The organism is Devosia subaequoris, from assembly GCF_014197055.1.
Classification (GTDB): domain Bacteria; phylum Pseudomonadota; class Alphaproteobacteria; order Rhizobiales; family Devosiaceae; genus Devosia; species Devosia subaequoris.
Window position 1 is genome coordinate 315,809 of sequence record NZ_JACIEW010000005.1, and the last position, 24,768, is coordinate 340,576.

Sequence of the window (24,768 nt, forward strand, 5' to 3'; positions counted from 1 at the left end):
TCGTAAATTGCCGATATCTCCCAGGCGTCCCGGGCGCCGAAAATCACATAAAGTCAGGATATAATAATGGGCACGCAACCGCATGTGAGCTTCAATGACGGCCGCTCAATCCCGCAACTGGGGCTGGGCGTCTGGCAGACCCCGGACGATGTTGCCGTCGAGATCGTGAGCACTGCGCTTAAAACCGGCTATCGGCATATCGACACCGCTGCCGTCTATAAAAACGAGGAAGGTGTCGGCAAGGGCATTGTCGCCTCTGGGATAGACCGGGGGGATATCTTTCTGACCACCAAAGTGTGGAACGAGGACCAGGGGTTTGACGAAACGCTCAGGGCTATGGATGCGAGCCTTAAACGGCTGGGGACCGATTATGTCGATCTCTATCTGATTCACTGGCCGTCAGCTTTCCGGGGTAAATATATCGAGACCTGGAAGGCGCTGATCCGTCTGCGCGAAGAGGGTAAGGTCAAATCCATTGGCGTGTCGAACTTTGAGGGCACCTATATCGACGACCTGATCCGCGAAACCGGAGTTACCCCCGCAATCAATCAGATCCAGCTCCATCCGCGTTTCCAGCAGCAGGCGATGCGCGACAAGCATGCTGGTCTGGGCGTGGTGACGGAAAGCTGGAGCCCGCTGGGGCAGGGCAATGTGCTGGCCGATCCGGTGATCGGCGAGATCGCAAAGCGGCACGGCAAGAGCCCGGCCCAGGTGATCATCCGTTGGCATCTCGATCTGGGTCTGGTGGTGATCCCCAAATCGGCGACCCCAAGCCGTATCGTCGAGAATTTCGAGGTGTTCGACTTTGCGCTCAGCGAGGAAGACAAGGCGGCGATTGCCGGGCTTGATACTGCCGATGGCCGGATCGGCTCGGACCCGATGTCGGCGACGTTCTAGAAAATGAAAAGGCCGGGGTGACCCGGCCTTTTTTTGATTACTTCTTCAGCGCTTCGACGCCCGGAAGGGGCTTGCCTTCCATCCATTCAAGGAAGGCGCCGCCAGCGGTCGAGACATAGCTGAGCTTGTCCTTGACGCCGGCATGGGCCAGCGCGCCGACAGTGTCGCCGCCGCCGGCGACCGAGACCAGCAGGTCGTCATGGGTGCGCTTGGCGACGTGTTTGGCGATGGCGACGGTGCCGGCATCGAAGGGCTGCATTTCGAAGGCGCCGACCGGGCCGTTCCAGACCACGGTGTGGGCGTCGTCAATGGCGGCGTTGATGCGCTCGATGGAGGACGGGCCGATATCGAGGATCATGCCATCGGGGTCGATGGCATCCACGCCATAGAGGCGGGTGGGCGAATTGGCCTTTAAGTGCCAGGAGACCACAGCGTCGATGGGCAGGATGATGGCGCAATTGGCCTTGTCGGCCTTGTCCATGATGCGGCGGGCGGTGTCGGCCAGATCCTTTTCGCAAAGCGATTTGCCCACGCCATAGCCCTGGGCGAAGAGGAAGGTGTTGGCCATGCCGCCGCCGATGACCAGGCCATCCACCTTGGTGACCAGGTTTTCGAGCAGGTCGATCTTGGAGGATACCTTGGCGCCGCCGACAATGGCGACGACGGGCTTTTTCGGCTTGCCGAGCCCGGATTCCAGGGCTTCGAGTTCGGCCTGCATGGCAAGGCCCGCTGCGGCAGGCAGCAGGTGCGCCAGCGCCTCGGTCGAGGCATGGGCGCGGTGAGCGGCCGAGAAGGCGTTGTTGACGTATACATCGCCCAGGCTCGCCATGCGCCGGGCCAGTTCTACATCATTGGCTTCTTCACCCGGATGGAAGCGGGTGTTTTCCATGACCAGCACCGAGCCGGCGGGCGCTTCGTCGATAGCGGCCTGGGCCGCACTGACATCAATCCAGTCGGTGGCAACGAAGCCGACCGGATGGCCGGTTTGTTGGGCGACGGCCGAACAAACCTGTTCGAGCGAGAATTCGGGGTTCACCTGGCCCTTGGGACGTCCGAAATGGCTCAGCAGGATGACCTTGCCGTCCTTCTTGACGATTTCGCGGATGGTGGGCACCAGCCGCTCGATGCGGGTGGCATCGGTGACCTTGCCGTCGGCGACAGGGACATTGAGGTCGGCCCGCAGGAGCACGCGCTTGCCCGTCAGATCGAGTTCGTCCAGGGTCTTGAAGCTGATGCTCATGGTGCTGCCTCCGGGTCAGTTCTTTTCGCGCCGTGGGTAGCAGAGTGCCACGTTTGGCGGAAGCAGGGACAGCAAATTTCTCTTAAGGCATGGCGTCCGCCAGTCGGGCATGGTTCGAAGCCGCCCGGCCCTTCGGCTTGCGGATACACGGTAACGAACGGCCAGTGGCCCAGAAAGATGAACGTTCAAGTGCAAGAGCCACTGGCCGTTCGTCACGGAAACACGGATTTTCCACGGGTCCGGATTCAGGCGGTACCGTTCTTGCAGGTCCGGCTGCCGAGCTTCTACCCGCGTAAAGAGGCGCCCCTCTTCCCGGCCTCCCCGTCCGGCCCTGCGTCGGGGCCGCGTGCGTGACGGGGATGGGGGGAGTATGCGGGAGATATTTGGAACGGGGATAAGTCGAAGAACTCGTGACGACAAAGAAATGCCTTTTGTCCCCGGCAGGCTATCCAGCCAAGGGCGAAACGAGTGCGGCGCCCGCCATGTAGAGCAAGGGCGAGATCAGCATCTGCCCGCCCAGCCGCAATAGATCGTCGACCATGACATGCTTGGCGAAACCATCGCTGGCGAGGGGCGCGGAGCCGACCTGGGTGAGAATGCGGCGGTGGCGCCAGGTCAGAAAGCCCAGCATGAGAACCGCGGGCAGCGGGATCAGCCAGGGCATCTGCATCATGCCGAGCAAGAGCCAGATCAGGGGCAAGGTCGCCGAGATGCGCTTGGTGAGGAGGAACATTATTCATTGCTCCGTTGCCGACACAGTGCAGCCATTAGGCCGATTTGGTGACAAGGGCGTGAATCAGATTTGCGTGAAGAGGCCGGGATAGTTCGTCACGAGGCCGTCCGCCTCGATCTCAAGCACGGCCTCGAAGCTGGCAGATTGGTAGCGGAAATGGCTTGCGTCGAGGCGGGTGTAGATCTGCTCGGAGCGTTTGAAGGAAAAGTCGGTGGCGTCGATCCAGGCCATGGTGAAGGAGAGCGGTTTGTTGTCCGCCCAGTCACCGCGCCAGATGGGTAGTGAATTGGTTAGAGGGGTGGGCCAGATGTCGACATCGACGCAGCCGCGCAGGGCCGGGATGGGTTCGGCGCGGTCGTCGGACCAGCCACCGGCGCCATCGGCGAACAATTCGAGGGACTTGCCGTCTGCACGCTCAATCCTGACCGTGCGGGCGTGGCCGTTCTCATCGAGCTTGAGGCGATAGAACAGGCCGAAATCGGGCCCGATTATCGTGCCGCGAATGCGGGTGTCGCGGCCATTGGCGATGATGTGGCAATGCTCGAGGGTTTCGAAATCAAGGCCGCGCCAGCGGATGGATCGGTTGAGAATCATTTGGCACCACAGGGTGATCCGCTCTTCAGGCACATTGCATCAGCACCTGCCGGCTGTCATCCCGGGCCCTGAGCCCGGATCCAAATTGAGATCTCCGGTTGGGCCCCGGCTTAAGGCCGGGGTGACATTGGTTGAGGATAGGCCGGGTCAACAAAAAGGGCGCCCCTTGGGACGCCCTTTCCAAGTCAGCTTCGCAACCCGCTCAGAGCGTCTTGCCCAGCGCGACGGCAGTATCGGCCATGCGGTTGGAGAAGCCCCATTCATTGTCATACCAGCTCAGGACCGAGACGAAGTTTCCGTCCATTACCTTGGTCTGATCCAGCGCCATGGTGGAGGAGTGAGGGTCGTGGTTGAAGTCGATGGAGACGTTGGGGAACTCGGTGTAGCCGAGCACGCCCTTGAGTTCACTATCGGCGTACTTCTTGATCGCAGCATTGATTTCTTCGGCGGTCACATCGCGCTTGGCGATGAACTTGAAGTCGACGCAGGAGACGTTGGGGGTCGGCACGCGGATGGAGACGCCGTCGAGCTTGCCCTTGAGTTCGGGGAGCACCAGGCCGATGGCCTTGGCAGCGCCGGTCGAGGTCGGGATCTGCGAGAGCGCAGCCGCGCGGCCGCGATAGAGATCCTTGTGCATGGTGTCGAGGGTGGGCTGGTCACCGGTATAGGAATGGATGGTGGTCATCATTCCCTTTTCGATGCCGAACTCCTTGTGCAGCACATAGGCCAGCGGGGCCAGGCAGTTGGTGGTGCACGAGGCGTTGGAGATGACCACGTCATCCTTGGTGAGGCTGGCATGGTTGATGCCATAGACGATGGTCTTGTCTGCGCCGTCCCCGGGCGCCGAAATGACCACCTTCTTGGCGCCGGCCTTGAGGTGCGCGCTGGCCTTTTCCTTGGAGGTGAAGATGCCGGTGCATTCCAGCGCGATGTCGACGCCCATCTCACCGTGCGGCAGTTCAGCCGGATCGCGGACGGCAGTGACCTTGATGGGGCCGCGGCCGACGTCGATGGTGTCGCCTTCGACGGTTACCTTGTGCGGGAAACGACCGTGCACGCTATCGAAGCGCAAAAGGTGGGCATTGGTTTCGACCGGGCCGAGATCGTTGATGGCCACCACTTCGATGTCGGTGCGGCCCGACTCGATGATGGCCCGGAGGACATTGCGGCCGATACGACCAAATCCATTGATGGCGACGCGAACTGCCATGTTTTTGTGCTCCTAGCGGGAGGGGAGGAGAAAAGGGAGGCGCGGCTCTCTTACAACTGACTGGTGACGGCTTCAACAACGGCATCGGACGTAATGCCAAAGTGGGCATAGAGGTCATCGATCTTGCCCGAAGCGCCGAACGAGTTCATGCCGACAAAGCGACCCTTGTCGCCCAGCAGCTTGTTCCAGCTCATCTCGATGCCGGCTTCAACCGCGACACGTGCCTTGGCCGAACCGAGCACTTCGGCCCTGTAGGCATCGGACTGCTTGTTGAAGAGCTCCATGGAGGGCACCGAGACGACGCGGGCGGAAATTCCCTTCTCGGTCAGCTCCTGCTGGGCCTCGACGGCAATGGCGACTTCCGAACCAGTGGCGAAGATCACCGCATCGGCGTCGGCGGGGCCGACCAGGGTATACGCGCCCTTGGCCGAGAGGTTTTCGGCGGTGTGTTCGGTGCGCACGGTCGGCAGGTTCTGGCGCGACAGGGCGAGAATGGACGGCGTGCTGTCGGCTTCCAGCGCCAACTGCCAGCACTCGGCGGTTTCCACAGCGTCGGCCGGACGGAAAACCAGCAGGTTGGGGATGGCGCGCATGGCGGACATGTGCTCGACCGGCTGGTGGGTCGGACCGTCTTCGCCCAGGCCGATCGAGTCATGGGTCATCACATAGATGACGCGCTGGTGCATGAGAGCCGAGAGACGGATTGCGGGGCGGGCATAATCGGTGAAGCACATGAATGTGCCGCCATAGGGGATCAAGCCGCCATGCAGCGCGATACCGTTCATGGCGGCAGCCATGGCGTGTTCGCGAATGCCGTACATCATATAGCGGCCGGAGTAATTGTCGGCCTGGAAGGGCAGGGTTTCCTTGGTGTTGGTCAGGTTCGACCCGGTGAGGTCGGCCGATCCACCCTGGGTTTCGGGCACAATGGCGTTGATGATTTCGAGCGCCATCTGGCTGGCCTTGCGGCTGGCGACCTTGGGCTTGTCGGCGCTGAGCTGCTGCTTGTAGTCGTTCATCGCGTCGGCAAAACCGGCGGGCAGATCACCAGCCATGCGGCGCTCGAACTCGGCCTTGTTGGCCGACGCCCCGAGACGGGACAGCCATTCTCCGCGCACATTCTGCGAGCGGCGGCCAGCGGCGCGCCATGCTTCGAGCGTTTCGCCGGGCACTTCGAATGCCGGATAGGTGATGCCGAGCGCCTCTTTGGCGCCCGCCAGTTCCTCAGCGCCAAGCGGGGAGCCGTGGACCTTATTGGTGCCTGCCTTTTTCGGGGCGCCGAAACCAATGGTGGTCTTGGCGGCGATCATGGTCGGCTTGTCGGATTTCTTGGCGTCGAGCAGCGCCTTTTCGATGGCGACCTGATCGTGCCCGTCGATCTCGATGGTGTTCCAGCCCGATGCCTGGAAACGCGCGATCTGGTCGGTACTGTCGGCGTTGGAGACAGCGCCATCGATGGTGATGCTGTTGTTGTCCCAGATCACCACCAGCTTGCTCAGCTTGAGGTGGCCGGCCAACGCGATGGCTTCCTGGGAGATGCCTTCCATCAGGCATCCGTCGCCTGCCAGGCACCAGGTGTAGTGATCAACAATGTCAGAGCCGAACTCAGCGGCCAGCTTGGCTTCGGCGATGGCCATGCCAACGGCATTGCCAATGCCCTGACCCAGCGGACCAGTGGTCGTTTCGATGCCCTTGGCAAAACCATATTCGGGGTGACCGGCGGTCTTGGAGTCAAGCTGGCGGAAGTTTTTCACTTCCTCGATGGTCATGTCCTCGTAGCCCAGCAGATAGAGCGAGGAGTAGAGCAGCATCGAGCCGTGGCCGGCCGAGAGGACGAAGCGGTCGCGGTCAGCCCAATTGCTGTCAGCGGGGTCGAACTTCATCACCTTGGTAAACAGCACGGTGGCAATGTCGGCGCAGCCCATGGGCAGGCCGGGATGGCCGGAATTGGCTTTCTCGACCGCATCCATGCTGAGCGACCGGATCGCATTGGCCAAATCGTTCTGCTGGGCTGTGTTCGTCATGGGACCGCTCGCTTAAAAAAGGCTTGAAACTGGCGGGAGCGGGCGCTGGGCGCCCCCCTCCCAAAGGCGGGGTTGAGGCATAACAGGTTCGTTTTGCCTGTCAATGTCACCAAGGGCCGTAAGCGTTCGGTCCGAGGCCGGAATTCCGGGGGTTCGCCCCGCAATGCAGTTGCATTGACACAAGGGCTGGGGCAGGCTGGCACAAGTTGGAATCGTCGCGTCTTGAGGGCAGTAGCGGCCATGAGTGAGACGGAACTTGAAGATGGACTGAGCTCGGCCTCGGCCCGGTTCGACCGGGCTTTGGCGCGATTGGCCACGAGTACCCGCGATCTCAACACCCGGCTGCAGCGTCAGCAGCGCATGGAAGTGGATACACAGCGGCTGGTGCAGGAGCGCGCGCGTCTGGCCACCGAGCTCGACAAGACCGCTGCCCGCGCCAAACGGCTCGACGATAGTGCGCATGAAGTTTCAAGGCGCCTGGTCGAGGCGATGGAAACCGTGCGTTCTGTGCTGGCAAAGGCGGAGTGATCGCGTGCCCGAGGTGAATGTCGAAATCAATGGCCGCAAATATCGCATGGCCTGCGAAGAGGGGCAGCAGGCGCATTTGATCGGGCTGGCCGAGCGTTTCAATACCCAGGTCGAAGGGCTCAAGGGGGCGGTTGGCGAAATTGGTGACAACAGGCTGACAGTCATGGCCGGTATTGCGGTGCTCGACGAGCTTTCTGAAGCTGAGCGCAAGGTCAAGGCGCTTGAAGCGCAGGTGGCCGAACTGACGCAGGCAGGACAGGATATCGCCGAGGAACTGGAAAGCACCGAGGCCCGGTTTGCCCGGAAACTGGACGAAGCGGCCGAGGCGCTCGAGGATGTCGCCGAGACGCTGGATGGGGCGGTGCCGCTGCCCTAGGCGGGGCGCGTTCACGAGATTGAAAAAGAGCGCATTGTCGCTTTGCACTGGCGCCCGCATGCGCCTATATCTCGTCTCGCTGCCCGGCGCGTGAGGACTCACATATCCCCGGGGCCTTAATCGATCCTAAGGGAGCTGTCCCTGACCGGGCCCGTGGGCTCGGACATACGGCGCCCACCTACGTAAGTAGGTTCCCGGGATCAGTAGACCCACGGCCAGGGCGGCACTGAATTTGTTGGTGATGAGGGCTAATGGCGGACCAGGCATTCGAAGAGGAAAAGGCCGCGCTGCGGACGGAGGCTCATGCCGCCCGCGCGGCTCTGTCCAGTGAGGACCGTGCCGAGGCGGCCAAGGCGGTGGCGGAACATTTCTTTGAATCGGTTGCCTTCGGACCCGGCGATGTGATCGCCGGATATTGGCGCATCAGGGATGAACTGAACTGTCAGCCCATATTGGTGCGGTTGATGGATAGCGGCCAGAAGGTGCTGCTGCCGGTCGTGCAGGGCGATGATGAGCCGCTCGACATGCGGGTGTGGGAGGCCGATGCGCCCCTATACGAGGCGGGGTTTGGCACGCTGGCGCCGTCGGATCTGGCGCCGCGCGCGGTGCCGGACCTGGTGCTCATGCCGCTGTTGGGCTTCGACAATGAGGGCACGCGGCTCGGTTATGGCGGCGGCTATTATGACCGGACCCTGGCGGTACTGCCGAAAAAGCCGTTGCTGGTCGGCCTGGCCTTTGCCGCCCAGGAACTGGCGCACATCCCGCGTGACGCCCATGACGTGCCGCTCGACATGGTGATTACCGAGGCGGGCATCCGCTTTTTTGGCGCGGACGCATGAGATTACTGTTTCTGGGCGATGTGATGGGCCGCTCCGGCCGGGACGCGGTGAGCGAACGTCTGCCGGGGCTGATTGCTGATCACGGCTTCGATTTCGTCGTCGTCAATGGCGAGAACGCCAGTCACGGCAAAGGGCTGATCGAAAACCACTACAATGCTTTGCGCGATGCTGGTGCCGATATCGTCACATTGGGGGATCATGCCTTCGATCAGCGCGAGGCCCTGAGTTATATCGAGCGCGAGCCCCATCTCATTCGTCCGCTGAACTACCCGCCCGGCACGCCGGGGCGCGGGGCCATGCTGGTAGAAAGCCGCAGGGGCCATCGCGTGCTGGTGGTCAATGCGCAGGGCCGGGTCTTCATGCCGCCGATCGACGATCCGTTCCGGGCGGTGGAAGCCGCGATTGCCGATTGTCCGCTGGGCGATGTGGCCGATGCGGTGATCGTGGATTTTCATACCGAGGCGACCTCAGAAATCCAGGCCATGGGTCACTATCTCGATGGCAGGGCGACGCTGGTGGTGGGCACTCATACCCATATCCCCACGGCCGATCATCGCGTGCTCAAGGGCGGTACCGGCTTCATGGCCGATGCAGGCATGTGCGGCGATTTCGACAGCATTATCGGCACGGACACGGACGAACCGCTCAATCGGTTTCTGACCGGTATTCCCGGTGGACGGTTCACGCCCTCGGAAGGCGAGGCGACTTTATGCGGCGTGGCGGTGGAGACCGACCCGGTGACCGGGCTTTGCGCCAAGATTGCGCCGCTCCGGATTGGCGGCGTACTGGCGCAGGTCATCCCGGACTTCTGACCATCAGCCCTGATCGGTAGATTTCCCCCTTGCCGGATCTCGCAAATTGGGTTCCGATCAACATGTTGCGCCTGGGGCGCAGAATAGACGGCAGGCTGACACGATAACGGGCCCCGGACGCGGCAGGAAATGCCGATCAATCGTCCACGCATGCGAGGAGTGGGGCCATGCTCGATCCGGTCATCAATTTTCTCAACGATATATTCTGGGGCTATGTCCTCATCTACGGCCTGTTGGCGGTCGGATTGTTTTTCACGATCCGGCTGGGCTTTATCCAGTTCGTCAATTTCGGTGAAATGTTCCGGGTGGTTACAGGCTCTCGCCAGGGTGACAGCGCCGGTATATCGCCCTTCCAGGCGCTGACGATCAGTCTGGCCTCCCGAGTGGGCACCGGCAATCTGGCCGGGGTGGCCGTGGCGCTTTATCTGGGCGGGCCCGGTGCGATCTTCTGGATGTGGATGGTGGCGCTGGTCGGGATGGCTACGGCTTATTCGGAATCCACGCTGGCTCAGCTTTACAAGACGAAGAATGATGAGGGCCAGTATCGCGGTGGTCCGGCCTTCTATATCGCCAAGGGGCTCAGGGCGCCGTGGGCGGGCGCTGTCTTTTCGGTCTGCCTGATCATAGCCTTCGGGCTGGTGTTCAACGCGGTGCAGGCCAATTCCATCGCCGATGCCATGCAGGGGGCCTTCGGGTTCGAGAAAATCTGGGTGGGGGTGGCGCTGGCCATCCTGACCGGCATCGTGATTTTCGGAGGTATCAGGCAGATTGCTCGCGTCGCCGAAATTGTCGTGCCGTTCATGGCCGTGCTCTACCTCTTGGTGGCACTTTACGTGGTGGCGATCCATATCGGCGAAGTGCCGGGCATGCTGGGCTACATCGTGCAGTCCGCCTTTGGGCTCGATGCGGCTGGAGGCGGGCTGGCTGGGGCGCTGCTCAACGGCGTCAAGCGCGGGCTGTTCTCAAATGAGGCCGGCATGGGCTCGGCGCCCAATATTGCGGCCGTGGCGACCCCTGATCCGCACCATCCCTCTTCGCAGGGTTTCGTGCAGGCCTTGGGCGTATTCATCGACACCATCCTGATCTGCACGGCGACGGCATTGATGATCCTGCTCTCAGGGGTGATGGTCGAGGGCAGCGAATTGACCGGCACGCCGCTGACGCAGGCGGCGATGACGGTTCACATCGGCGGGGCCGGGCAATATTTCATTGCCATTGCGATCCTGTTCTTTGCCTTCACCTCGATCATCGGCAATTACTCATATGCCGAAAACGCCATGACCTTCCTCAAGGTCGGAAACACGCCGGGGCTGACCGTGTTGCGGCTGGCTGTGCTGGCAATGGTGATCTGGGGCGCCTATGAGAGCGTGGCGACGGTGTTCAATGCGGCGGACGCCTCGATGGGGCTGATGGCCACGGTCAACCTGATCGCCATTGTGCTGCTTTCGGGCACGGTGGCCAAGCTGACCAAAGATTACCGTGCCCAGCGCAAGGCCGGCAAGGAGCCGGTGTTCCATGCGGCGGACTATCCTGAACTCAGCGGCAAGATCGACAAAAGCATCTGGAACAAGCACGATCCGGGTTAATCGATAGGGCCGATTGGCAGCGCCTGTCCGGTCGAGCGCCGGGCGGGCGCTTTATTTTTGCGCTCCGGCCCCCTATAAGCAGCGCGAAATTCGCAAATTGCATATCCGAGGTTCTTCATGGCTGGCCATTCCCACGCCAAAAACATCATGCACCGCAAGGGCAAGTCGGACGCTATCCGGTCCAAGATCTTTTCCAAGCTGGCGCGCGAAATCACCGTGGCAGCCAAGATGGGCCAGCCCGACCCGGCCTTCAATCCGCGCCTGCGTCTGGCCATTGCCAATGCCCGCGCCCAGTCTATGCCCAAGGACAATATCGAGCGGGCCGTCAAAAAGGCCTCCGGCGGCGATGCGGAGAACTATGACGAGATTCGCTATGAGGGCTATGGCCCAGGTGGCGTGGCGGTCATCGTCGAGGCACTGACCGACAATCGCAATCGCACTGCGTCCAATGTGCGCTCGTATTTTTCCAAAAATGGTGGCGCGCTGGGCGAAACCGGGTCGGTGGGCTTTATGTTCGACCGGGTTGGCGAGATCACCTATCCGGCCTCGGTAGGCTCGGAAGACAAGGTGATGGAAGCGGCCATCGAAGCTGGTGCCGAAGACGTCGAGAGCAACGAGGATAACCACTATATCTACACCACCTTCGAGAACATGGCCGAAGTTTCCACGGCGCTCGAAGCGGTGCTCGGCGAGGCCGAGTCAGTGAAGGCAATATGGAAGCCGCAGAACGAGACGCCGATTGACGCGGAAAAGGGGGCGACCCTGATGAAGCTGCTCAATACGCTCGAAGAAGACGATGACGTGCAGAACGTCTATTCGAACTTCGACATGAGCGATGAAGACGCAGCCAAGCTCGAAGGCTGACGGGCGTTATCTTGCTTGACGCAGAAATCAGGGCGGTCCGTTGGGCCGCCCTTTGTCGTTGCGCCAGCGCGTTCCAGCCCAGTGGCCGGATGGGCGGGCGCGTCAGCCACCACGACGGCGTTGCGGCCGGCACGCTTGGCACGATAGAGCCGCTGGTCAGCAGTGCGGAACAGGTCAGGAAAGCTGGTTTTTCCGGTGAAGCTGGCGGCGCCGATGCTTACCGAAAGCGGGTAGGCCTCTCCGGTGGGGGCGAAGCAAGCCACAATCACCGACATCCGTATGCGTTCGGCGACGGTCTGTGCCTGACGCGAGGTGACACCGGGGAGAAATACGGCAAATTCCTCGCCACCCATGCGTCCGACCAGATCGTCGACGCGTAGCACCGAACGAATGGCGCGCGCGATGATGGTAAGAGCTTCATCTCCGCTTTCGTGGCCATATACATCGTTGACCGATTTGAAATTGTCGGCGTCGATCACCAGCAGGGCGCCGCAGGGCGGAGAAGAGGGCCCCTGCAGCCAGGCGTTGACCCGGGCGGTGAAGGCGCGGCGATTGAGGCAGGCGGTCAAGCTGTCGGTGCGCGCCACGCGGTCCAGTCGCTTATTGGCAATAGCCAAGCCTCGCAGCTTGAGGCTGAAAAAGAAAAAAAGCGGCGCGCCGATCAGAATGGGAAGGGTGGTCGAGACCAGAAGAATGCGAGGCGCCAAAGTGCTGTCGATGTCCAGGATCAGCAGCCAGGTCAGGCTGAGAGAGGCCAGGACGCAGGCCAACGTGCCAAATATCGTCCAGCGCCCGACGCTGGACAAACCCGGTATTGCGATGGTCCTAAAAAGCAGCATTGCAAATAACTCGGTTTCAAATGGCAGGTGGATTGTCACTGCCAGCAAACGGTAGTGATCAAGCGGCGGCCGCTATCTCGATACGATCCCGTCCCGCGGATTTAGCTCGATAAAGGCCGGTATCGGCGCGGCGATAGAGCGTGCGGAAATCGGTGCGCCCCTGGGACCCGGCGACGCCGACACTGACGGAGAGAGGGCAATGGCTGCCGTTGGCGCAAAAGGACAATTGCGCGACGGCGTCGCGGATGGTCTCTGCCCAATTGCCGGCCTCGGTCTCCGTGGCTCCAGGCAAGAAGATGCCGAACTCTTCGCCCCCGAGGCGACCCACAAGATTTGGCGAAGCGCATAACGAGGTGAAGGTATGTGCGATCAGGCGGAGCGCGTCGTCACCCTGATCGTGACCGTGGTTGTCGTTGATGGTCTTGAAGTGGTCGATGTCGATGATCAGCAGAGCTCCGCCGGCGGTCGCAGCGTCCAGCGCCTGGGAGACCTGGCGCGTGAATGCCCCGCGGTTGAGGCAGCCGGTAAGCCAGTCGGTGGCAGCCAACAGCTGCAGTTGTTCGTTGGCGACGCGCAATTGCTCATGCTTGAACATGATGATGCCAAGAGCCGGGGTACCCAATAGCACGGGCATGATGATGGCCGTCATCAGACCCGGGACATTGATCCCCGCCGAGAAGGTTTCCATGATGAGATTGGTGACCACAACCGAAGCGATGACAGAAACAGCCGTCAAAATTCCGGTTACGCGGTAGATCCGCAGCATTGATCTGCGGGGCAACCGAAGTTTCAGCCCTGACATTTGCGCCCCATTGCCATGCATTCCCGTGCACAAGGGTAGAGTTCGGCCCTCTACAGGTGGTTTCCCGAAACGCTAAAAGTTTATCGAACCATCCGAGTTGCTGCATTTTGTTGCCTATTTGTTCACTTCGCCCTTGGTAAGGTCGGGTCTCGCCTTTACAAGGAAGACCATGACAAGGGCTGTTCGAATCATCGGGATCGATCCGGGGCTGCGGCGATGTGGCTGGGGCATTATCGAAGCTGTGGATAATCGGCTGAGCTTTGTGGCGGGCGGAACGTTGACGCCGCCAACGGAAGGCGCACTGGCTGATCGGCTTGCCGCACTGGCCGAAGGGCTAGGGGAAGTTCTGGATTTGCATCGGCCCGATGAAGCGGCGGTGGAAGAAACCTTCGTCAATTCCGGGCCCCGTTCCGCGCTGATCCTGGGCCAAGCGCGCGGGGTAACACTGGTGGTGCCGGCGCTGCGCGGATTGGTGGTGGCCGAATATGCCACTAATCTGGTCAAGAAGTCGGTGGTGGGGACCGGGCATGCGGACAAGAACCAGGTGGGCTTGATGGTCAAAACGCTGTTGCCCTCGGCTGTGGTCAAGGGCGCGGACGCCGCCGACGCGCTCGCGGTAGCGATTTGCCATGCGCACCACCGTGTCTCAGCGCGCCGTATGGGAGCATTGGCATGATCGGCAAGCTCAAAGGTCTGGTCGACAGTTTTGGCGACGATGTCGTGCTGATCGATTGTGGTGGGGTTTGCTACGAGGTGTTTTGTTCGGGCCGGACGCTGCAGGCCCTGCCCCGGGTTGGCGAGTCGGCCGTGGTCTTTGTCGAGACCATTGTGCGCGAAGATTTCATCAAGCTTTATGGCTTTGCCAATGAGGCGGAAAAGAGCTGGTTCCTGCTGCTGACCAGCGTGCAGGGGGTCGGCGCCAGGGTGGCGCTGGCTATCCTTTCGGTGCTCTCGCCATCGGAGTTGTCGAGCGCGGTTGCCCTGCAGGACAAGGCGATGATCGGGCGGGCCAATGGCGTGGGGCCGAAACTGGCGGTGCGCATCGTAACCGAGCTCAAGGGCAAGGTGCCCGCCATTGGCGCCATCGATGCGGGAACGCTGGGCCTGCAGAGCGCGCTGGGTGACGGTGTCGCGTCCTCCAATGTCAGTGACGCGGTTTCTGCGTTGACCAATCTGGGTTATTCGAGCGCGCAGGCATCATCTGCCCTGGCACGAGTGGTGGCAAAGGAAGGCGAGGATACGCCAACCGAAAAGCTGATCCGGCTGGGACTTAGGGAATTGAGCCAGTAGCCTTGTTTGAGACAGGATTCCTTACTACTTTGACTTGGTAAGGAATTCGTGGAGTCATTCCGATGAATGAGATCACCCAGCTTGAGGCGTCCTCATCCGTGACGAGCAAGGGGCAAACGACGATACCGAAGTCGGTTCGCGATGCTCTTGGGATCAAGGATGGCACGCCATTGCGGTGGAGGCTCAAGGACGGTGTGCTGATCGTGACGGCCAAAACCAAACGGCTGGAGGATTTTGCGGGCCTGCTCGGCAAGCCGCCCAATGGCCGGCGCGTAAGTATCGAAGAGATGAACGAGGCCGTTCTCGATGAGGCCGCAGACCGTTTCCGGCGCAAGACAACCAGATGATCGGCATTGACACCAATGTCCTGGTGCGGGTGTTTGTCGACGAAGCGCCGGAACAGACCAGCGCGGCGCTGCAACTTCTCAGCGGGTTGTCGCAGGACAATCCGGCGTTTGTTGGTACGATCGTGCTGGTTGAATTGGCCTGGGTGCTGAAGCGCAGCTACGGGTTCGATGACAATGCCATCCTGGTGGCCGTCGATTCGCTACTCGAAAGCGAAAATATCGAGATCGAACACGCAGACATGGTGCAAGCGGCCGTATCGGCGGCCCATGAGCATGGTTCCGACCTCGCCGATAGCCTCATCGCCTTGAGCGCGATTGCCGCAGGAGCGAGCAAAGTCGTGACCTTCGACAAGAACGCCGCCAAACGCATTGCCGGAATGGAACTTCTCGCGTGACCGATCTTACTTCCCCAAATGCCGGACGTGACGACAATCTCGACGTTTCGCTCCGGCCCTCGGGTTTTGCCGATTTTGTCGGGCAGGCCGACGCGCGGGCGAATCTCGAGGTGTTCATCGAGGCGGCCAAGAAGCGCGGGGCGGCGCTGGACCATGTGCTGTTCGTGGGACCGCCGGGCCTGGGCAAGACCACACTGGCGCAGATCATTGCCAAGGAACTTGGGGTGGGTTTTCGCGCAACTTCCGGCCCGGTAATCGCCAAGGCGGGCGATCTTGCGGCGCTGCTGACCAATCTGGAAGAACGCGATGTGTTGTTCATCGATGAAATCCACCGGCTCAACCCGGCCATCGAGGAAGTGCTCTATCCGGCGATGGAGGATTTCCAGCTCGACCTGATTATCGGGGAGGGGCCGGCGGCGCGTTCCGTGCGCATTGATCTGGCCAAGTTCACCCTGGTGGGAGCAACGACGCGTGCGGGCCTTTTGACCACGCCATTGCGCGATCGTTTCGGTATTCCGGTGCGGCTCAATTTCTATACCCCCGAGGAACTGGTGCAGATCGTAACCCGTGGGGCGCGGCTTTTGGGCATGGCCATGGCGCCAGACGGGGCAATGGAAATCGCGCGCCGCTCGCGCGGGACGCCGCGCATTGCCGGCCGGTTGCTGCGCCGGGTGATCGACTTTGCCACGGTGGATGGCGTGACCGAGGTCAATCGCGCGGTGGCAGACAAGGCGCTGTTGCGGCTCGACGTGGATGCGCGCGGACTCGATCAGCTCGACCGGCGCTACCTCACCCAGATCGCAGATTTCTACAATGGCGGACCGGTGGGTATCGAAACCATCGCGGCGGCGTTGAGCGAACCGCGTGACGCCATCGAGGAAATTGTCGAACCCTATCTGCTGCAGCAAGGCTTTATCCAGCGCACGCCACGCGGCCGCATGCTGACCTCGATTGCCTTTCAGCATATGGGCAAGGTGGTTCCACAGGGCTTTGTCGGGCTGCAATCGAGCCTGTTCGAGGAGGAGGGGGATTGAGTGACCGACATGTCATCAGCTTCCCCATTGGCGGGCAGCGGTTCAATTTTCGGGTGGCCGGGATCATCATCGCCGATGGGCATGTTTTGGTATGCCGGGAGGATGACGATAATTATTGCATGCTGCCCGGCGGGCGGATCGAGCTGGGCGAGCCGAGTGCGCTGAGCCTGGAGCGGGAGATAGAAGAAGAATTGGCGATGCCTGCCAATGTCGGGGCGATGATTGCGACCTCAGAAAGCTTCTATCGCCGGGATGATGAGGATTTCCACGAGCTGGGGTTTTTCTATGCGGCCGAACTGCCGGGGCAGTCGCCGAATGGTTCTTCGCCCTGGCTGCAGCGGCCCGATGAGGGGCACATTCTGAGTTTCGATTGGGTGCCGCTGGCGGGAGACGCGCTGGAGACGGCCAATCTGATGCCACGCTGGTTGCCGGCATTCCTGCGTGATTTGCCGGAGAGGCTCGTTCATATGGCTCATGATGAACGGGGGCAGACATGAGCGCGGCAGACGATTCCATTACTGCGACGATCAAGTTGAGCCGCCCGGCTCAGCGGGCGCTGGCAGCAGCCGGGATCTTCACCTTTGCCGATCTGGCGCGTTGGCCACGCGAGGATATCGCCAAGCTGCACGGTATCGGGCCGAAGAGTTTTGTCGAGCTGGACCCGGCGGTGAAAGCGCGTGGCCTGGACTACAAGGCACAATGAGCACGCATCGCATACCCGTCCGCATCTATTACGAAGACACCGACTTTTCGGGCAATGTCTATCACGCGGCGTACCTGAAGTTCTTCGAGCGTGGACGGACCGAGCTGCTGCGCGATCTGGGTGTGCATCACGTGGAACTGGCCGAGCAGGGTGTTGCCTTTGCCGTTCGGTCGATGGAGATCGAGTTTCTGGCCGCTGCGCGGATCGACGATCTGCTGACGGTGACGACCGAGGTAGCAGATACTGGCGGGGTTCGGCTGGTGCTGGACCAGACAATACTGCGTGACGACAAGGTGATCACATCGGCCCGGGTGACCGTTGTGGCGATCAAAATGAGCGGCGGCCCGGCGCGCTTACCGGCTCATCTGCGGGCGCGGCTGGTGCCAGGGGCATAGCGTCGGACTCTCTTTTTTAACTCTTTGGTGACCATAATTGGCGCATTGGCAGATTTGCGCCGCGCCGGACCACCCTGCGCCCGGAATTGCGGGCATTTCTCTTAATTTTGACAGAATTCATCCCCATCGCAGCAGCAATGGGGCCTGATGCACGGGCCGGCCAAAAGGGATCACGACATGGAAGCCATGGATGCAGTGGGAGCAGTCGCTCCGCATGCGGACCTCTCCATCTGGGGCCTGTTCTGGGCTGCCGACTTCGTTGTCAAATCGGTGATGTTGGGCCTGTTGGCGGCATCGATCTGGTGCTGGGCGATCATCATCGACAAGACCATCACCTATCGGCGCGCCCATTCGGAGATGAACCGGTTCGAGCGCACATTCTGGTCGGGCCAGTCGCTCGAGGAATTGTATCAGCAGCAGGCGGAAAAACCCTCGGGCGGGCTCGGTTCGGTGTTCGTTGCGGCCATGAAGGAATGGAAACGCAGCCACGAGCAGAATGCGGCCAGTTTCGTAGGCATGCAGCAGCGGCTGGACAAGGTGCTTGACGTCGCCATTGCGCGGGAAAGCGAATATCTCGAAAAGCGTCTCGGTTTTCTGGCCACGGTGGGTTCGGCTGGCCCCTTTATCGGGCTGTTCGGCACCGTTTGGGGCATCATGAACGCCTTCACCAATATTGCGGCGTCTTCGGACACCAATCTGGCCGTGGTGGCCGGGCCGATCGCCGAGGCGCTGTTTGCCACCGCCATCGGTCTGGTGGCCGCTATTCCGGCGGTGATTGCCTATAACAAGCTTTCCTCAGATGCCGGTAAGCTGACCGGGCGGCTGGAAGGCTTTGCCGACGAATTCTCGACCATTCTGTCCCGTCAGCTCGAAGCGCGGGGCCGCTGACATGGGTATGGGTGTCGCATCGGGCGGCGGAAGTGGCGGCGGGCGCCGAAGGCGGCGCAAGCGCAGCGCGGTGATGAGTGAAATCAACGTGACGCCGATGGTCGACGTCATGCTGGTGTTGCTGATCATCATGATGGTGGCCGCGCCGATGCTGACGTCAGGAGTGCCGGTGGACCTGCCGCGTACGGCGGCCAGCGAACTGCCCAGCCAGACGCGACCAATCACCGTTTCCGTGTCGCCCGAGGGCGCGATCTTCGTCGACGAAGCGCCGGTGGCCGAGACGGAGCTGGTGTCTACCATGAGCAACCTGGCGACGGTGGAGGACCGCATTTATCTGCGCGGCGACACCACGGTCAATTATGGCACGGTGATGAGGGTCATGGGGATGCTTTCGGCGGCTGGCTATACCAAGATCGGGCTCGTCACTGAGCGCGAGAGGTAGGCCAGGCATATGCGTACGGGCCTGGTCGTATCGGCTTCTGTTCATGTTTTGCTGTTGGTGCTGGGTCTGGTCAATCTGGGACTGACCGAGCCGCTGCAGCCAAACGTGCAGTCTATTGCGGTCGAACTGGTGCCTATCGAGGAATATTCCAATATTCGAATGGGGCAGCTCGACAGCGAGGTGGTGGAGACCGATACGCCGTCAATCGTCGAGAGCGAGGAACCAGCCGAACTGGCACAGCCCACGGGGAATACCGAGCAGGATCAGGTCACACCTTCGGCGGCCGACGCGCCCACGCCGGCTCCGGTAACCGAAACTGCTCCCGCCCCCGAGGCAGAGCCAGCGCCTGAGCCTGAGCCGGAGCCAACACCGGAACCCGAGCCAGCGCCCGAGCCAGCGCCGACACCGGTCGTCCTGCCGCAGACGCGGCCAGAAGATCTGGCGCCGCCGCCGGATCCAGAACCGCAACCTGCTCCCGAACCGGAACCCGTGCCCGAGCCAACGCCAGAGCCGGAGCCCGAACCGGAGCCGGCGCCGACACCGGAACCGGAGCCGACACCGGAACCTGAGCCGGAGCCTGAGCCCGAACCCGAACCCGAGCCGACACCACCCCAGGTCGATGTTGCCTTGCCGACCTCGCGTCCGAGCGATCTGGCGCAGGTGCGTGAGCAGGCATTGGCTGCGGAGCGCCGTCGTCGGGAAGAAGAGGAACGTCAGCGGCAGGCTGCAGCTGCGGCTGCCGAGCGGGCCCCACCAACCGAAATCAGCTCGGAGACGGCCGACGAGATTTCCTCGATCATCAACAACGCTCCGACCACTGGCGCAACCACCGGGCAGGGTGGTTCACCCACTCTGGGTGACACGACGGGAACGTCGGCGCGGTTGAGCCAGAACGAGATCGACGGGCTGATCTCGCGGATCAAGAACAATTGGCAGTTGTTGCCGAGCGACTTCAATAGCGGGATGAATGTGACATTGCGGATCAATATGAATCGCGATGGCACGCTGGCGGGGACACCGCAGGTCATTGCTGCCGACCCGTCGCCGGCTGGGGGCCAGATCGCACGCGCCGCTGTTCGGGCTGTCATGGCAGCTTCGCAGGACGGGCCGTTCAATCTATCTGCCGATTCCTACGACCAATGGCGTTCCATTGAAGTGGAACTAAGACCCTGACCTTGAATTTGCCAGTTTGCTGGCCAAACTGCGGCCAAACGGCAAGACCGGAGTAAGATAGGACCGATGACCCTGTTCACTAGACGCGCGGCGCTCAAGCTTGGCCTGGCCGGCGGCGCTATGTTGGCCACCGCCCCGATGTCGCTTGCGCAATTGCGCATCGTGGTGGAGGGCGCCAATTTCCAGCCACTGCCCATCGCCATTCCCGACTTTGCCTCTTCGGACCCGGCCTTTGGGCGGGAAATTGCCGATATTGTGCGCAACAATCTGCGGCGCTCCGGCCTGTTCCTGCCGCTCGATCCGGCCTCGCTGCCAATCGCGGTGGGCGATGTGAATGCAACGCCCGATTTCGACGTGTGGCGCACCGCCAATGTCGACGGGTTGGTAATGGGCGCCGTGGAGCGGGGCGGGCAAATCAGCGCCTCGGTGCGGGTGTGGGATACGCAACAGGCCGCGCAAGTTGTTGGCAACAGCTATGCCACCGACCCCAGTTCGGCGCGTCGTATCGGGCATCTGGTTTCGGATGCGATCTATTCGCAGCTTTCGGGCGGCACGGGGTATTTCGATACCCGCGTCCTTTACGTCGCCGAGAGTGGCCCCAAGGCAAATCGCGTTCGGCGCCTGGCGATCATGGACCAGGACGGGGCCAATGTGAGCTATCTCACTGATGGGCAGACCATGGCGTTGACGCCGCGCTTTTCGCCCAATGGCGACCTGGTTACCTATATGAACTTTGCCGAGGGCAACCCGCAGGTCTATCTGTTGCAGCTTTCAACCGGTCAGCAGCAGCGCCTGGCCAATGTCGGTGCGATGACCTTTGCGCCGCGCTTCTCCCCGGATGGCGGCACGGTAGCCTTTTCGGTGGAGCAGGGCGGCAGCACCAACCTTTATGCGATCTCGACCGGCGGCGGTCAGCCCATACAGCTTACTTCGGGCGCAGCGATCGATACCTCGCCCTCCTATTCAGCCGATGGCAGCCGGATCATTTTCGAGAGTGATCGGGGCGGGTCACCGCAGATCTACATGATGGGCGCCGGGGGCGGGAATGCCCAGCGCATCAGCTTCGGACAAGGCAGCTATTCGACGCCGGTGTGGTCGCCCAATGGCGACTTGATCGCCTTTACCCGCCAGTCGGGCGGGCAATTCCATATCGGCATCATGAACCCGGATGGTTCGGGAGAGCGCCTGCTCTATTCGGGCTATCATGCCGAGGGGCCGACCTGGGCGCCCAATGGACGGGTGATCATGTTCTACCAGGATCCGGGCGGCAATGACGGCCCGCGCCTGATGAGCGTGGATATCTGGGGGCGCGCCGCTCAGACCGTGCCGACGGAAACTTATGCTTCGGACCCGGCCTGGTCGGGCCTGAGGACCTGACGCCGCTTTCTTTGGCAGCCTGATTGAAATCCCTCCGCTGGTCGGAGGGATTTTTTTATTGCGGCAGGAACCGGGACCGAAATTGACGCTTTTACGCACGCGCTATCCGGTTGGATCACCGCAGATATTTCTTTTTTGCAGGGCGAGGTTCGGCGCCCTTAAAGCTTATAAGTGGCTGATAAACAACGTAATTCAAGTCCGTGAAGATTTTTGAGTTTTTTCGACACCAGCGAAACTGGGTTGAGAGCGGGCCCGTATCTTCCTGTGTCCCATCGAGATGAATGGGAACAGAATTACACAGGAAGGAACTTTATAATGACCATTTCTATTCGTGCCCTCTCCGTCGCTGCCGTACTTGCTTTTGGTTCGGTCGCCGGTGGTGTTATCGCCCAGGACGCTCCGATGGTCGGCGGCGCTGCCATGCCCGCCACCAACAACATCATCGAGAACGCCGTAAACTCGGCTGACCACACCACGCTCGTCGCCGCCGTTCAAGCCGCCGGCCTGGTCGAGACCCTTTCGAGCGAAGGTCCGTTCACCGTGTTCGCACCGGTCAATGCTGCGTTTGAAGCCCTGCCGGAAGGCACGGTTGAAGGTCTGCTGGCTCCCGAAGCCAAGGATCAGCTGACCGCTGTCCTGACCTATCACGTGATTGCCGGTGACATTCACTCAGGCGACCTAGTGCAGATGATCAACGACAATGGTGGTGAATACAGCGCTGCGACCGTGCAGGGTGGCGAACTGACCTTCAGCCTTGATGGCGAGATGGTCAAGATCACCGACGCCAATGGCGGCATGGCCACTGTGACCATTGCAGACGTTGACCAGTCCAACGGCGTGATCCACGTCATCGACGCGGTTCTGCTTCCCGCGATGTAACCAAACCCTGCACGTTTACGAATAGTGCAGGAACAGGGGCTCCGCACGCGCCCGTCCCGATGTGCGGAGCCTCACCTTGACGTGACCCCGATGGACGCCCGTGGGCGTTTGTGGTCACGTTTTTGCTGACTTGGTACTGCCCGGCGATTGTCGGGCATTACCGATTTAAGGAGGTTGCCGTGACCCTAAATCGACGCACGATGTTGTTCTCCGGCTCGCTGCTGGCGCTTGGCGCTGCATTGGGGCTGGGACGAACGGCCAACGCCGTGGAGGGAGATTTTCCCTTCATGCTGAGCGATGAAGAGTGGCAAGCGCGCCTCTCGCCCGCCGCGTATCAGGTGTTGCGGCATGAAGATACCGAGCGCCCCTATACGTCACCCCTGAATGACGAAAAGCGGGCCGGCACTTTCCATTGCGCCGGCTGTGACCAGGCCTTGTTCGAGGCCGACAAGAAATATGACAGCCGCACCGGCTGGCCAAGCTTTTGGGATTTCATTCCAGGTGCCATTGGCACCAAGGAAGACAACTCGCTGTTCATGACCCGGATCGAGGTGCACTGCTCCAATTGCGGTGGACATCAGGGGCATGTGTTCGAAGACGGTCCGCCGCCTACCGGGCTGCGCTACTGCATCAATGGATTGTCATTGCGTTTCGCGCCAGCGGCATAGCGGGCGGACGGAACGATCGTGCATCTCGCACATTGGCTTCCTGACAGAGGAGAACAGCCATGAGTGAAAACACGCAGGATCAAAATCAGCAAGCCGACGACAAGCCGGTGGACGAAAAGCTGGAAAATGTCAGCACTGGTGGGCATCTGGGCGGCACGCATTTCGGCCAGGCGCCGGGCGATGCCAAAACCAAGGAAGACCGCCGCGACGGCGGGCGCAAATCGCGCCCGAATGACGGCAGCAATTAGTCTGCCGCTGCAATGCAGCTACGCACAGGCGCGTGCTTGATCGGGCCTGTGCGACTCCGATATGCCAATCGGGTCACAAATACGCGGTTGGCCATGAAGATCACCACAATCGAAGTCGGCAAAGTGCCGGACCCGCTCCAGGGACGGTTCGACCCTTATTCGGCCATGTTCCGGGAGATGTTCGCTTCGACGGGGCGGACCTTCGACTATGACGCGGTGAGGGTGCTCGATGGCGAGGCGTTGCCTGACCCGGCCGGGTTGGAGGGTATCGCCATTACCGGTTCGTCAGCCGGCGTTTACGAAAATCACGCGTGGCTCGACCCGTTGCGCGACTTCATTCAAAAGGCCTATGCGGCGCGGACCCCGATGCTGGGGATCTGCTTTGGGCATCAGATTATGGCTGATGCTCTTGGTGGTGATGTCCGGAAATCAGAAAAAGGCTGGGGACTGGGGCGGCACCAATATCGGGTGATTGACCGGCCCGGCTTCATGGATGCGGCACCCGATACGCTGTCCGTGGTGTGCTCGCATCAGGACCAGGTGATCGCCCCGCCAAATGAGGCCGAGGTGATCCTGGCTTCGGACTTCACGCCCAATGCAGGGTTGTTCTACCGTTCCGGCCAGGCCTTGAGCTTTCAGCCGCATCCCGAATTCGATGACAGCTATGGTACGGCACTGGTGGAACTGCGCCGCGGCAAGGCGAGTGATGGGGTGATCGAAGAGGCATTGGGGTCGTTTTCCAGCGCCTCGGACAGTGCCCGGATGCGGGATTATATTGCGCGGTTCATGCAGGATGCAGGCAGTCGCCGCTAGCTGAAGGGGGCTTTCGGTGAACGGGTAAGGGCGCCTTGGGCGCCCTTTGCATTGGTGCTGGTTCAGCTTTCCAAGAGCAGTGCGATCTCGGTGCGCAGCTGATTGAGGCCGGTGCCTTTTTCCGATGACGTCTGGATGATGTCCGGATGGGCGGCAGGGCGCTTGGCGATGGCGGCGCGGGTCTTGGCAACGGCGTTTTCGAGATCCGTGGCCGAGGGTTTGTCGACCTTGGTCATCACCACCTGATAGCTGACCGCTGCGCGGTCGAGCTCGTTCATCACCGAAATGTCGTTGTCCTTGGCGCCGTGGCGGCTGTCGATCAGCACATAGACACGGCGCAGGGTAGCGCGGCCGGTGAGGTATTGGTGGATCAGGGCGGTCCAGGCCCTGACCTTGGGCTCTGGCGCCTTGGCGTAGCCATAGCCGGGCATATCGACGATGCGCAGGTTCTCGCTCTGGCTCTCGAAGATGTTGAGCTCCTGGGTGCGGCCCGGCGTATTGGAGGTGCGGGCCAGGCCCGAGGTGCCGCACAGCGCGTTGATCAGGCTGGATTTGCCGACATTGGAGCGGCCGGCAAAGGCGATTTCGACCCGGTCCATGGGAGGCAGGTCGGCCAGCTTCACGCAGCCCTTCACGAACAGGAAGGGCCGGGCAAACAGCAGGCGGCCGCGCTCGATGATGTCAGGGGAGTAGTCGGGCTGCGTCATGTGTGACCCCAGATAGGAGAAGCCCGCCGACAAAGCGGCGGGCCTGTTCATTCGTTCAGTTCGGC

At 61.4% G+C, this 24,768-nt stretch carries 31 protein-coding genes and 1 other RNA gene; 24 read left to right on the forward strand and 8 right to left on the reverse strand.

Features of this window, described 5'->3' with window-relative positions; translation table 11 throughout:
• Nucleotides 1–66: 66 nt before the first annotated feature.
• The gene (locus tag GGR20_RS12170; protein ID WP_183311624.1) at nt 67–897 is read left to right on the forward strand and encodes an aldo/keto reductase; all 831 of its coding nucleotides are present in this window, start codon (nt 67–69) and stop codon (nt 895–897) included.
• 37 nt (nt 898–934) lie between these two features.
• Here the strand turns inward: GGR20_RS12170 and GGR20_RS12175 are convergent, their stop codons facing one another.
• The 5 genes from GGR20_RS12175 to tkt all read right to left on the reverse strand — a co-directional run bounded on the left by GGR20_RS12175 (nt 935) and on the right by tkt (nt 6,698).
• A complete protein-coding gene (locus tag GGR20_RS12175) occupies nt 935–2,137 on the reverse strand; it encodes a phosphoglycerate kinase (RefSeq protein WP_183311625.1) in 1,203 nt (400 codons plus the stop codon).
• A gap of 445 nt (nt 2,138–2,582) precedes the next feature.
• Nucleotides 2,583–2,870, reverse strand: a complete 288-nt coding sequence (locus tag GGR20_RS12180) for a hypothetical protein (RefSeq protein ID WP_183311626.1) — start codon at nt 2,868–2,870, stop codon at nt 2,583–2,585.
• 63 nt (nt 2,871–2,933) lie between these two features.
• The gene (locus tag GGR20_RS12185) at nt 2,934–3,464 is read right to left on the reverse strand and encodes a putative glycolipid-binding domain-containing protein (protein WP_183311627.1); all 531 of its coding nucleotides are present in this window, start codon (nt 3,462–3,464) and stop codon (nt 2,934–2,936) included.
• Between the two features lie 202 nt (nt 3,465–3,666).
• Nucleotides 3,667–4,674 carry a type I glyceraldehyde-3-phosphate dehydrogenase gene (gap, locus tag GGR20_RS12190; protein ID WP_183311628.1) on the reverse strand — a complete coding sequence of 336 codons (1,008 nt, stop codon included), beginning with the start codon at nt 4,672–4,674 and terminating at the stop codon, nt 3,667–3,669.
• 50 nt (nt 4,675–4,724) lie between these two features.
• Nucleotides 4,725–6,698 (reverse strand): transketolase, encoded by a 1,974-nt coding sequence (gene tkt / locus GGR20_RS12195; RefSeq protein WP_183311629.1) that lies wholly within the window; start codon nt 6,696–6,698, stop codon nt 4,725–4,727.
• 240 nt (nt 6,699–6,938) lie between these two features.
• On the opposite strand from tkt, the gene GGR20_RS12200 reads away from it, so the two are divergent.
• From GGR20_RS12200 to GGR20_RS12230, 7 genes are all read left to right on the forward strand, one after another.
• Entirely contained in the window at nt 6,939–7,226 is a 288-nt protein-coding gene (locus GGR20_RS12200; RefSeq protein ID WP_183311630.1) for a DUF4164 family protein, read from the forward strand.
• Nucleotides 7,227–7,230: 4 nt separating this feature from the next.
• On the forward strand, nt 7,231–7,602 hold the full coding sequence (locus tag GGR20_RS12205) for a cell division protein ZapA (protein WP_183311631.1): 372 nt from the start codon (nt 7,231–7,233) through the stop codon (nt 7,600–7,602).
• Nucleotides 7,603–7,675: 73 nt separating this feature from the next.
• Nucleotides 7,676–7,833, forward strand: a non-coding RNA gene (gene ssrS / locus GGR20_RS12210) — 6S RNA.
• A 20-nt stretch (nt 7,834–7,853) separates the two neighbouring features.
• The gene (locus GGR20_RS12215) at nt 7,854–8,441 is read left to right on the forward strand and encodes a 5-formyltetrahydrofolate cyclo-ligase (protein WP_183311632.1); all 588 of its coding nucleotides are present in this window, start codon (nt 7,854–7,856) and stop codon (nt 8,439–8,441) included.
• Complete coding sequence (locus GGR20_RS12220) at nt 8,438–9,253, forward strand: TIGR00282 family metallophosphoesterase (RefSeq protein ID WP_183311633.1); 816 nt, start codon at nt 8,438–8,440, stop codon at nt 9,251–9,253. The genes GGR20_RS12215 and GGR20_RS12220 overlap by 4 nt, the downstream gene beginning before the upstream one ends.
• Before the next feature lie 167 nt (nt 9,254–9,420).
• Nucleotides 9,421–10,839, forward strand: a complete 1,419-nt coding sequence (locus tag GGR20_RS12225; RefSeq protein ID WP_183311634.1) for an alanine/glycine:cation symporter family protein — start codon at nt 9,421–9,423, stop codon at nt 10,837–10,839.
• A gap of 117 nt (nt 10,840–10,956) precedes the next feature.
• Nucleotides 10,957–11,703: a YebC/PmpR family DNA-binding transcriptional regulator gene (locus GGR20_RS12230; RefSeq protein WP_183311635.1), complete on the forward strand. Its 747-nt coding sequence runs from the start codon at nt 10,957–10,959 to the stop codon at nt 11,701–11,703.
• Here GGR20_RS12230 and GGR20_RS12235 read toward each other — a convergent pair.
• Together GGR20_RS12235 and GGR20_RS12240 are read right to left on the reverse strand one after the other, a co-directional pair.
• Nucleotides 11,652–12,542: a GGDEF domain-containing protein gene (locus tag GGR20_RS12235; protein ID WP_183311636.1), complete on the reverse strand. Its 891-nt coding sequence runs from the start codon at nt 12,540–12,542 to the stop codon at nt 11,652–11,654. The genes GGR20_RS12230 and GGR20_RS12235 overlap by 52 nt on opposite strands.
• A 58-nt stretch (nt 12,543–12,600) precedes the next feature.
• Nucleotides 12,601–13,308 carry a GGDEF domain-containing protein gene (locus GGR20_RS12240; RefSeq protein ID WP_183311637.1) on the reverse strand — a complete coding sequence of 236 codons (708 nt, stop codon included), beginning with the start codon at nt 13,306–13,308 and terminating at the stop codon, nt 12,601–12,603.
• 205 nt (nt 13,309–13,513) lie between these two features.
• Here GGR20_RS12240 and ruvC point away from each other — a divergent pair, with 205 nt between their 5' ends.
• The 16 genes from ruvC to GGR20_RS12320 all read left to right on the forward strand — a co-directional run bounded on the left by ruvC (nt 13,514) and on the right by GGR20_RS12320 (nt 23,996).
• The gene (ruvC, locus tag GGR20_RS12245) at nt 13,514–14,020 is read left to right on the forward strand and encodes a crossover junction endodeoxyribonuclease RuvC (protein ID WP_183311638.1); all 507 of its coding nucleotides are present in this window, start codon (nt 13,514–13,516) and stop codon (nt 14,018–14,020) included.
• Nucleotides 14,017–14,634: a Holliday junction branch migration protein RuvA gene (gene ruvA / locus GGR20_RS12250; RefSeq protein WP_183311639.1), complete on the forward strand. Its 618-nt coding sequence runs from the start codon at nt 14,017–14,019 to the stop codon at nt 14,632–14,634. The genes ruvC and ruvA overlap by 4 nt, the downstream gene beginning before the upstream one ends.
• A gap of 62 nt (nt 14,635–14,696) precedes the next feature.
• The gene (locus GGR20_RS12255; RefSeq protein ID WP_116590102.1) at nt 14,697–14,981 is read left to right on the forward strand and encodes an AbrB/MazE/SpoVT family DNA-binding domain-containing protein; all 285 of its coding nucleotides are present in this window, start codon (nt 14,697–14,699) and stop codon (nt 14,979–14,981) included.
• Entirely contained in the window at nt 14,978–15,376 is a 399-nt protein-coding gene (locus tag GGR20_RS12260) for a type II toxin-antitoxin system VapC family toxin (RefSeq protein ID WP_183311640.1), read from the forward strand. The genes GGR20_RS12255 and GGR20_RS12260 overlap by 4 nt, the downstream gene beginning before the upstream one ends.
• Entirely contained in the window at nt 15,373–16,410 is a 1,038-nt protein-coding gene (gene ruvB / locus GGR20_RS12265) for a Holliday junction branch migration DNA helicase RuvB (protein WP_183311641.1), read from the forward strand. Before GGR20_RS12260 ends, ruvB begins: the two co-directional genes overlap by 4 nt.
• Nucleotides 16,407–16,907: an NUDIX hydrolase gene (locus GGR20_RS12270; protein ID WP_183311642.1), complete on the forward strand. Its 501-nt coding sequence runs from the start codon at nt 16,407–16,409 to the stop codon at nt 16,905–16,907. The genes ruvB and GGR20_RS12270 overlap by 4 nt, the downstream gene beginning before the upstream one ends.
• Complete coding sequence (locus tag GGR20_RS12275; RefSeq protein ID WP_183311643.1) at nt 16,904–17,113, forward strand: helix-hairpin-helix domain-containing protein; 210 nt, start codon at nt 16,904–16,906, stop codon at nt 17,111–17,113. Before GGR20_RS12270 ends, GGR20_RS12275 begins: the two co-directional genes overlap by 4 nt.
• Nucleotides 17,110–17,508, forward strand: a complete 399-nt coding sequence (gene ybgC, locus GGR20_RS12280; protein ID WP_183311644.1) for a tol-pal system-associated acyl-CoA thioesterase — start codon at nt 17,110–17,112, stop codon at nt 17,506–17,508. The genes GGR20_RS12275 and ybgC overlap by 4 nt, the downstream gene beginning before the upstream one ends.
• A gap of 186 nt (nt 17,509–17,694) precedes the next feature.
• Nucleotides 17,695–18,396, forward strand: a complete 702-nt coding sequence (gene tolQ / locus GGR20_RS12285) for a protein TolQ (protein WP_183311684.1) — start codon at nt 17,695–17,697, stop codon at nt 18,394–18,396.
• A gap of 1 nt (nt 18,397) precedes the next feature.
• A complete protein-coding gene (locus GGR20_RS12290) occupies nt 18,398–18,838 on the forward strand; it encodes an ExbD/TolR family protein (protein ID WP_420827445.1) in 441 nt (146 codons plus the stop codon).
• Between the two features lie 9 nt (nt 18,839–18,847).
• On the forward strand, nt 18,848–20,011 hold the full coding sequence (locus GGR20_RS12295) for a cell envelope integrity protein TolA (RefSeq protein ID WP_183311645.1): 1,164 nt from the start codon (nt 18,848–18,850) through the stop codon (nt 20,009–20,011).
• Between the two features lie 66 nt (nt 20,012–20,077).
• Nucleotides 20,078–21,388, forward strand: a complete 1,311-nt coding sequence (gene tolB, locus GGR20_RS12300) for a Tol-Pal system beta propeller repeat protein TolB (protein WP_183311646.1) — start codon at nt 20,078–20,080, stop codon at nt 21,386–21,388.
• Nucleotides 21,389–21,703: 315 nt separating this feature from the next.
• Complete coding sequence (locus tag GGR20_RS12305) at nt 21,704–22,267, forward strand: fasciclin domain-containing protein (protein ID WP_183311647.1); 564 nt, start codon at nt 21,704–21,706, stop codon at nt 22,265–22,267.
• A 179-nt stretch (nt 22,268–22,446) separates the two neighbouring features.
• Nucleotides 22,447–22,935 (forward strand): peptide-methionine (R)-S-oxide reductase MsrB, encoded by a 489-nt coding sequence (gene msrB / locus GGR20_RS12310; RefSeq protein WP_253560187.1) that lies wholly within the window; start codon nt 22,447–22,449, stop codon nt 22,933–22,935.
• 59 nt (nt 22,936–22,994) lie between these two features.
• Entirely contained in the window at nt 22,995–23,183 is a 189-nt protein-coding gene (locus GGR20_RS12315; protein WP_183311648.1) for a hypothetical protein, read from the forward strand.
• 93 nt (nt 23,184–23,276) lie between these two features.
• The gene (locus GGR20_RS12320) at nt 23,277–23,996 is read left to right on the forward strand and encodes a type 1 glutamine amidotransferase (protein WP_246349567.1); all 720 of its coding nucleotides are present in this window, start codon (nt 23,277–23,279) and stop codon (nt 23,994–23,996) included.
• 62 nt (nt 23,997–24,058) lie between these two features.
• Here the strand turns inward: GGR20_RS12320 and yihA are convergent, their stop codons facing one another.
• The gene (yihA, locus tag GGR20_RS12325; protein ID WP_183311650.1) at nt 24,059–24,703 is read right to left on the reverse strand and encodes a ribosome biogenesis GTP-binding protein YihA/YsxC; all 645 of its coding nucleotides are present in this window, start codon (nt 24,701–24,703) and stop codon (nt 24,059–24,061) included.
• Nucleotides 24,704–24,768 lie beyond the last annotated feature (65 nt).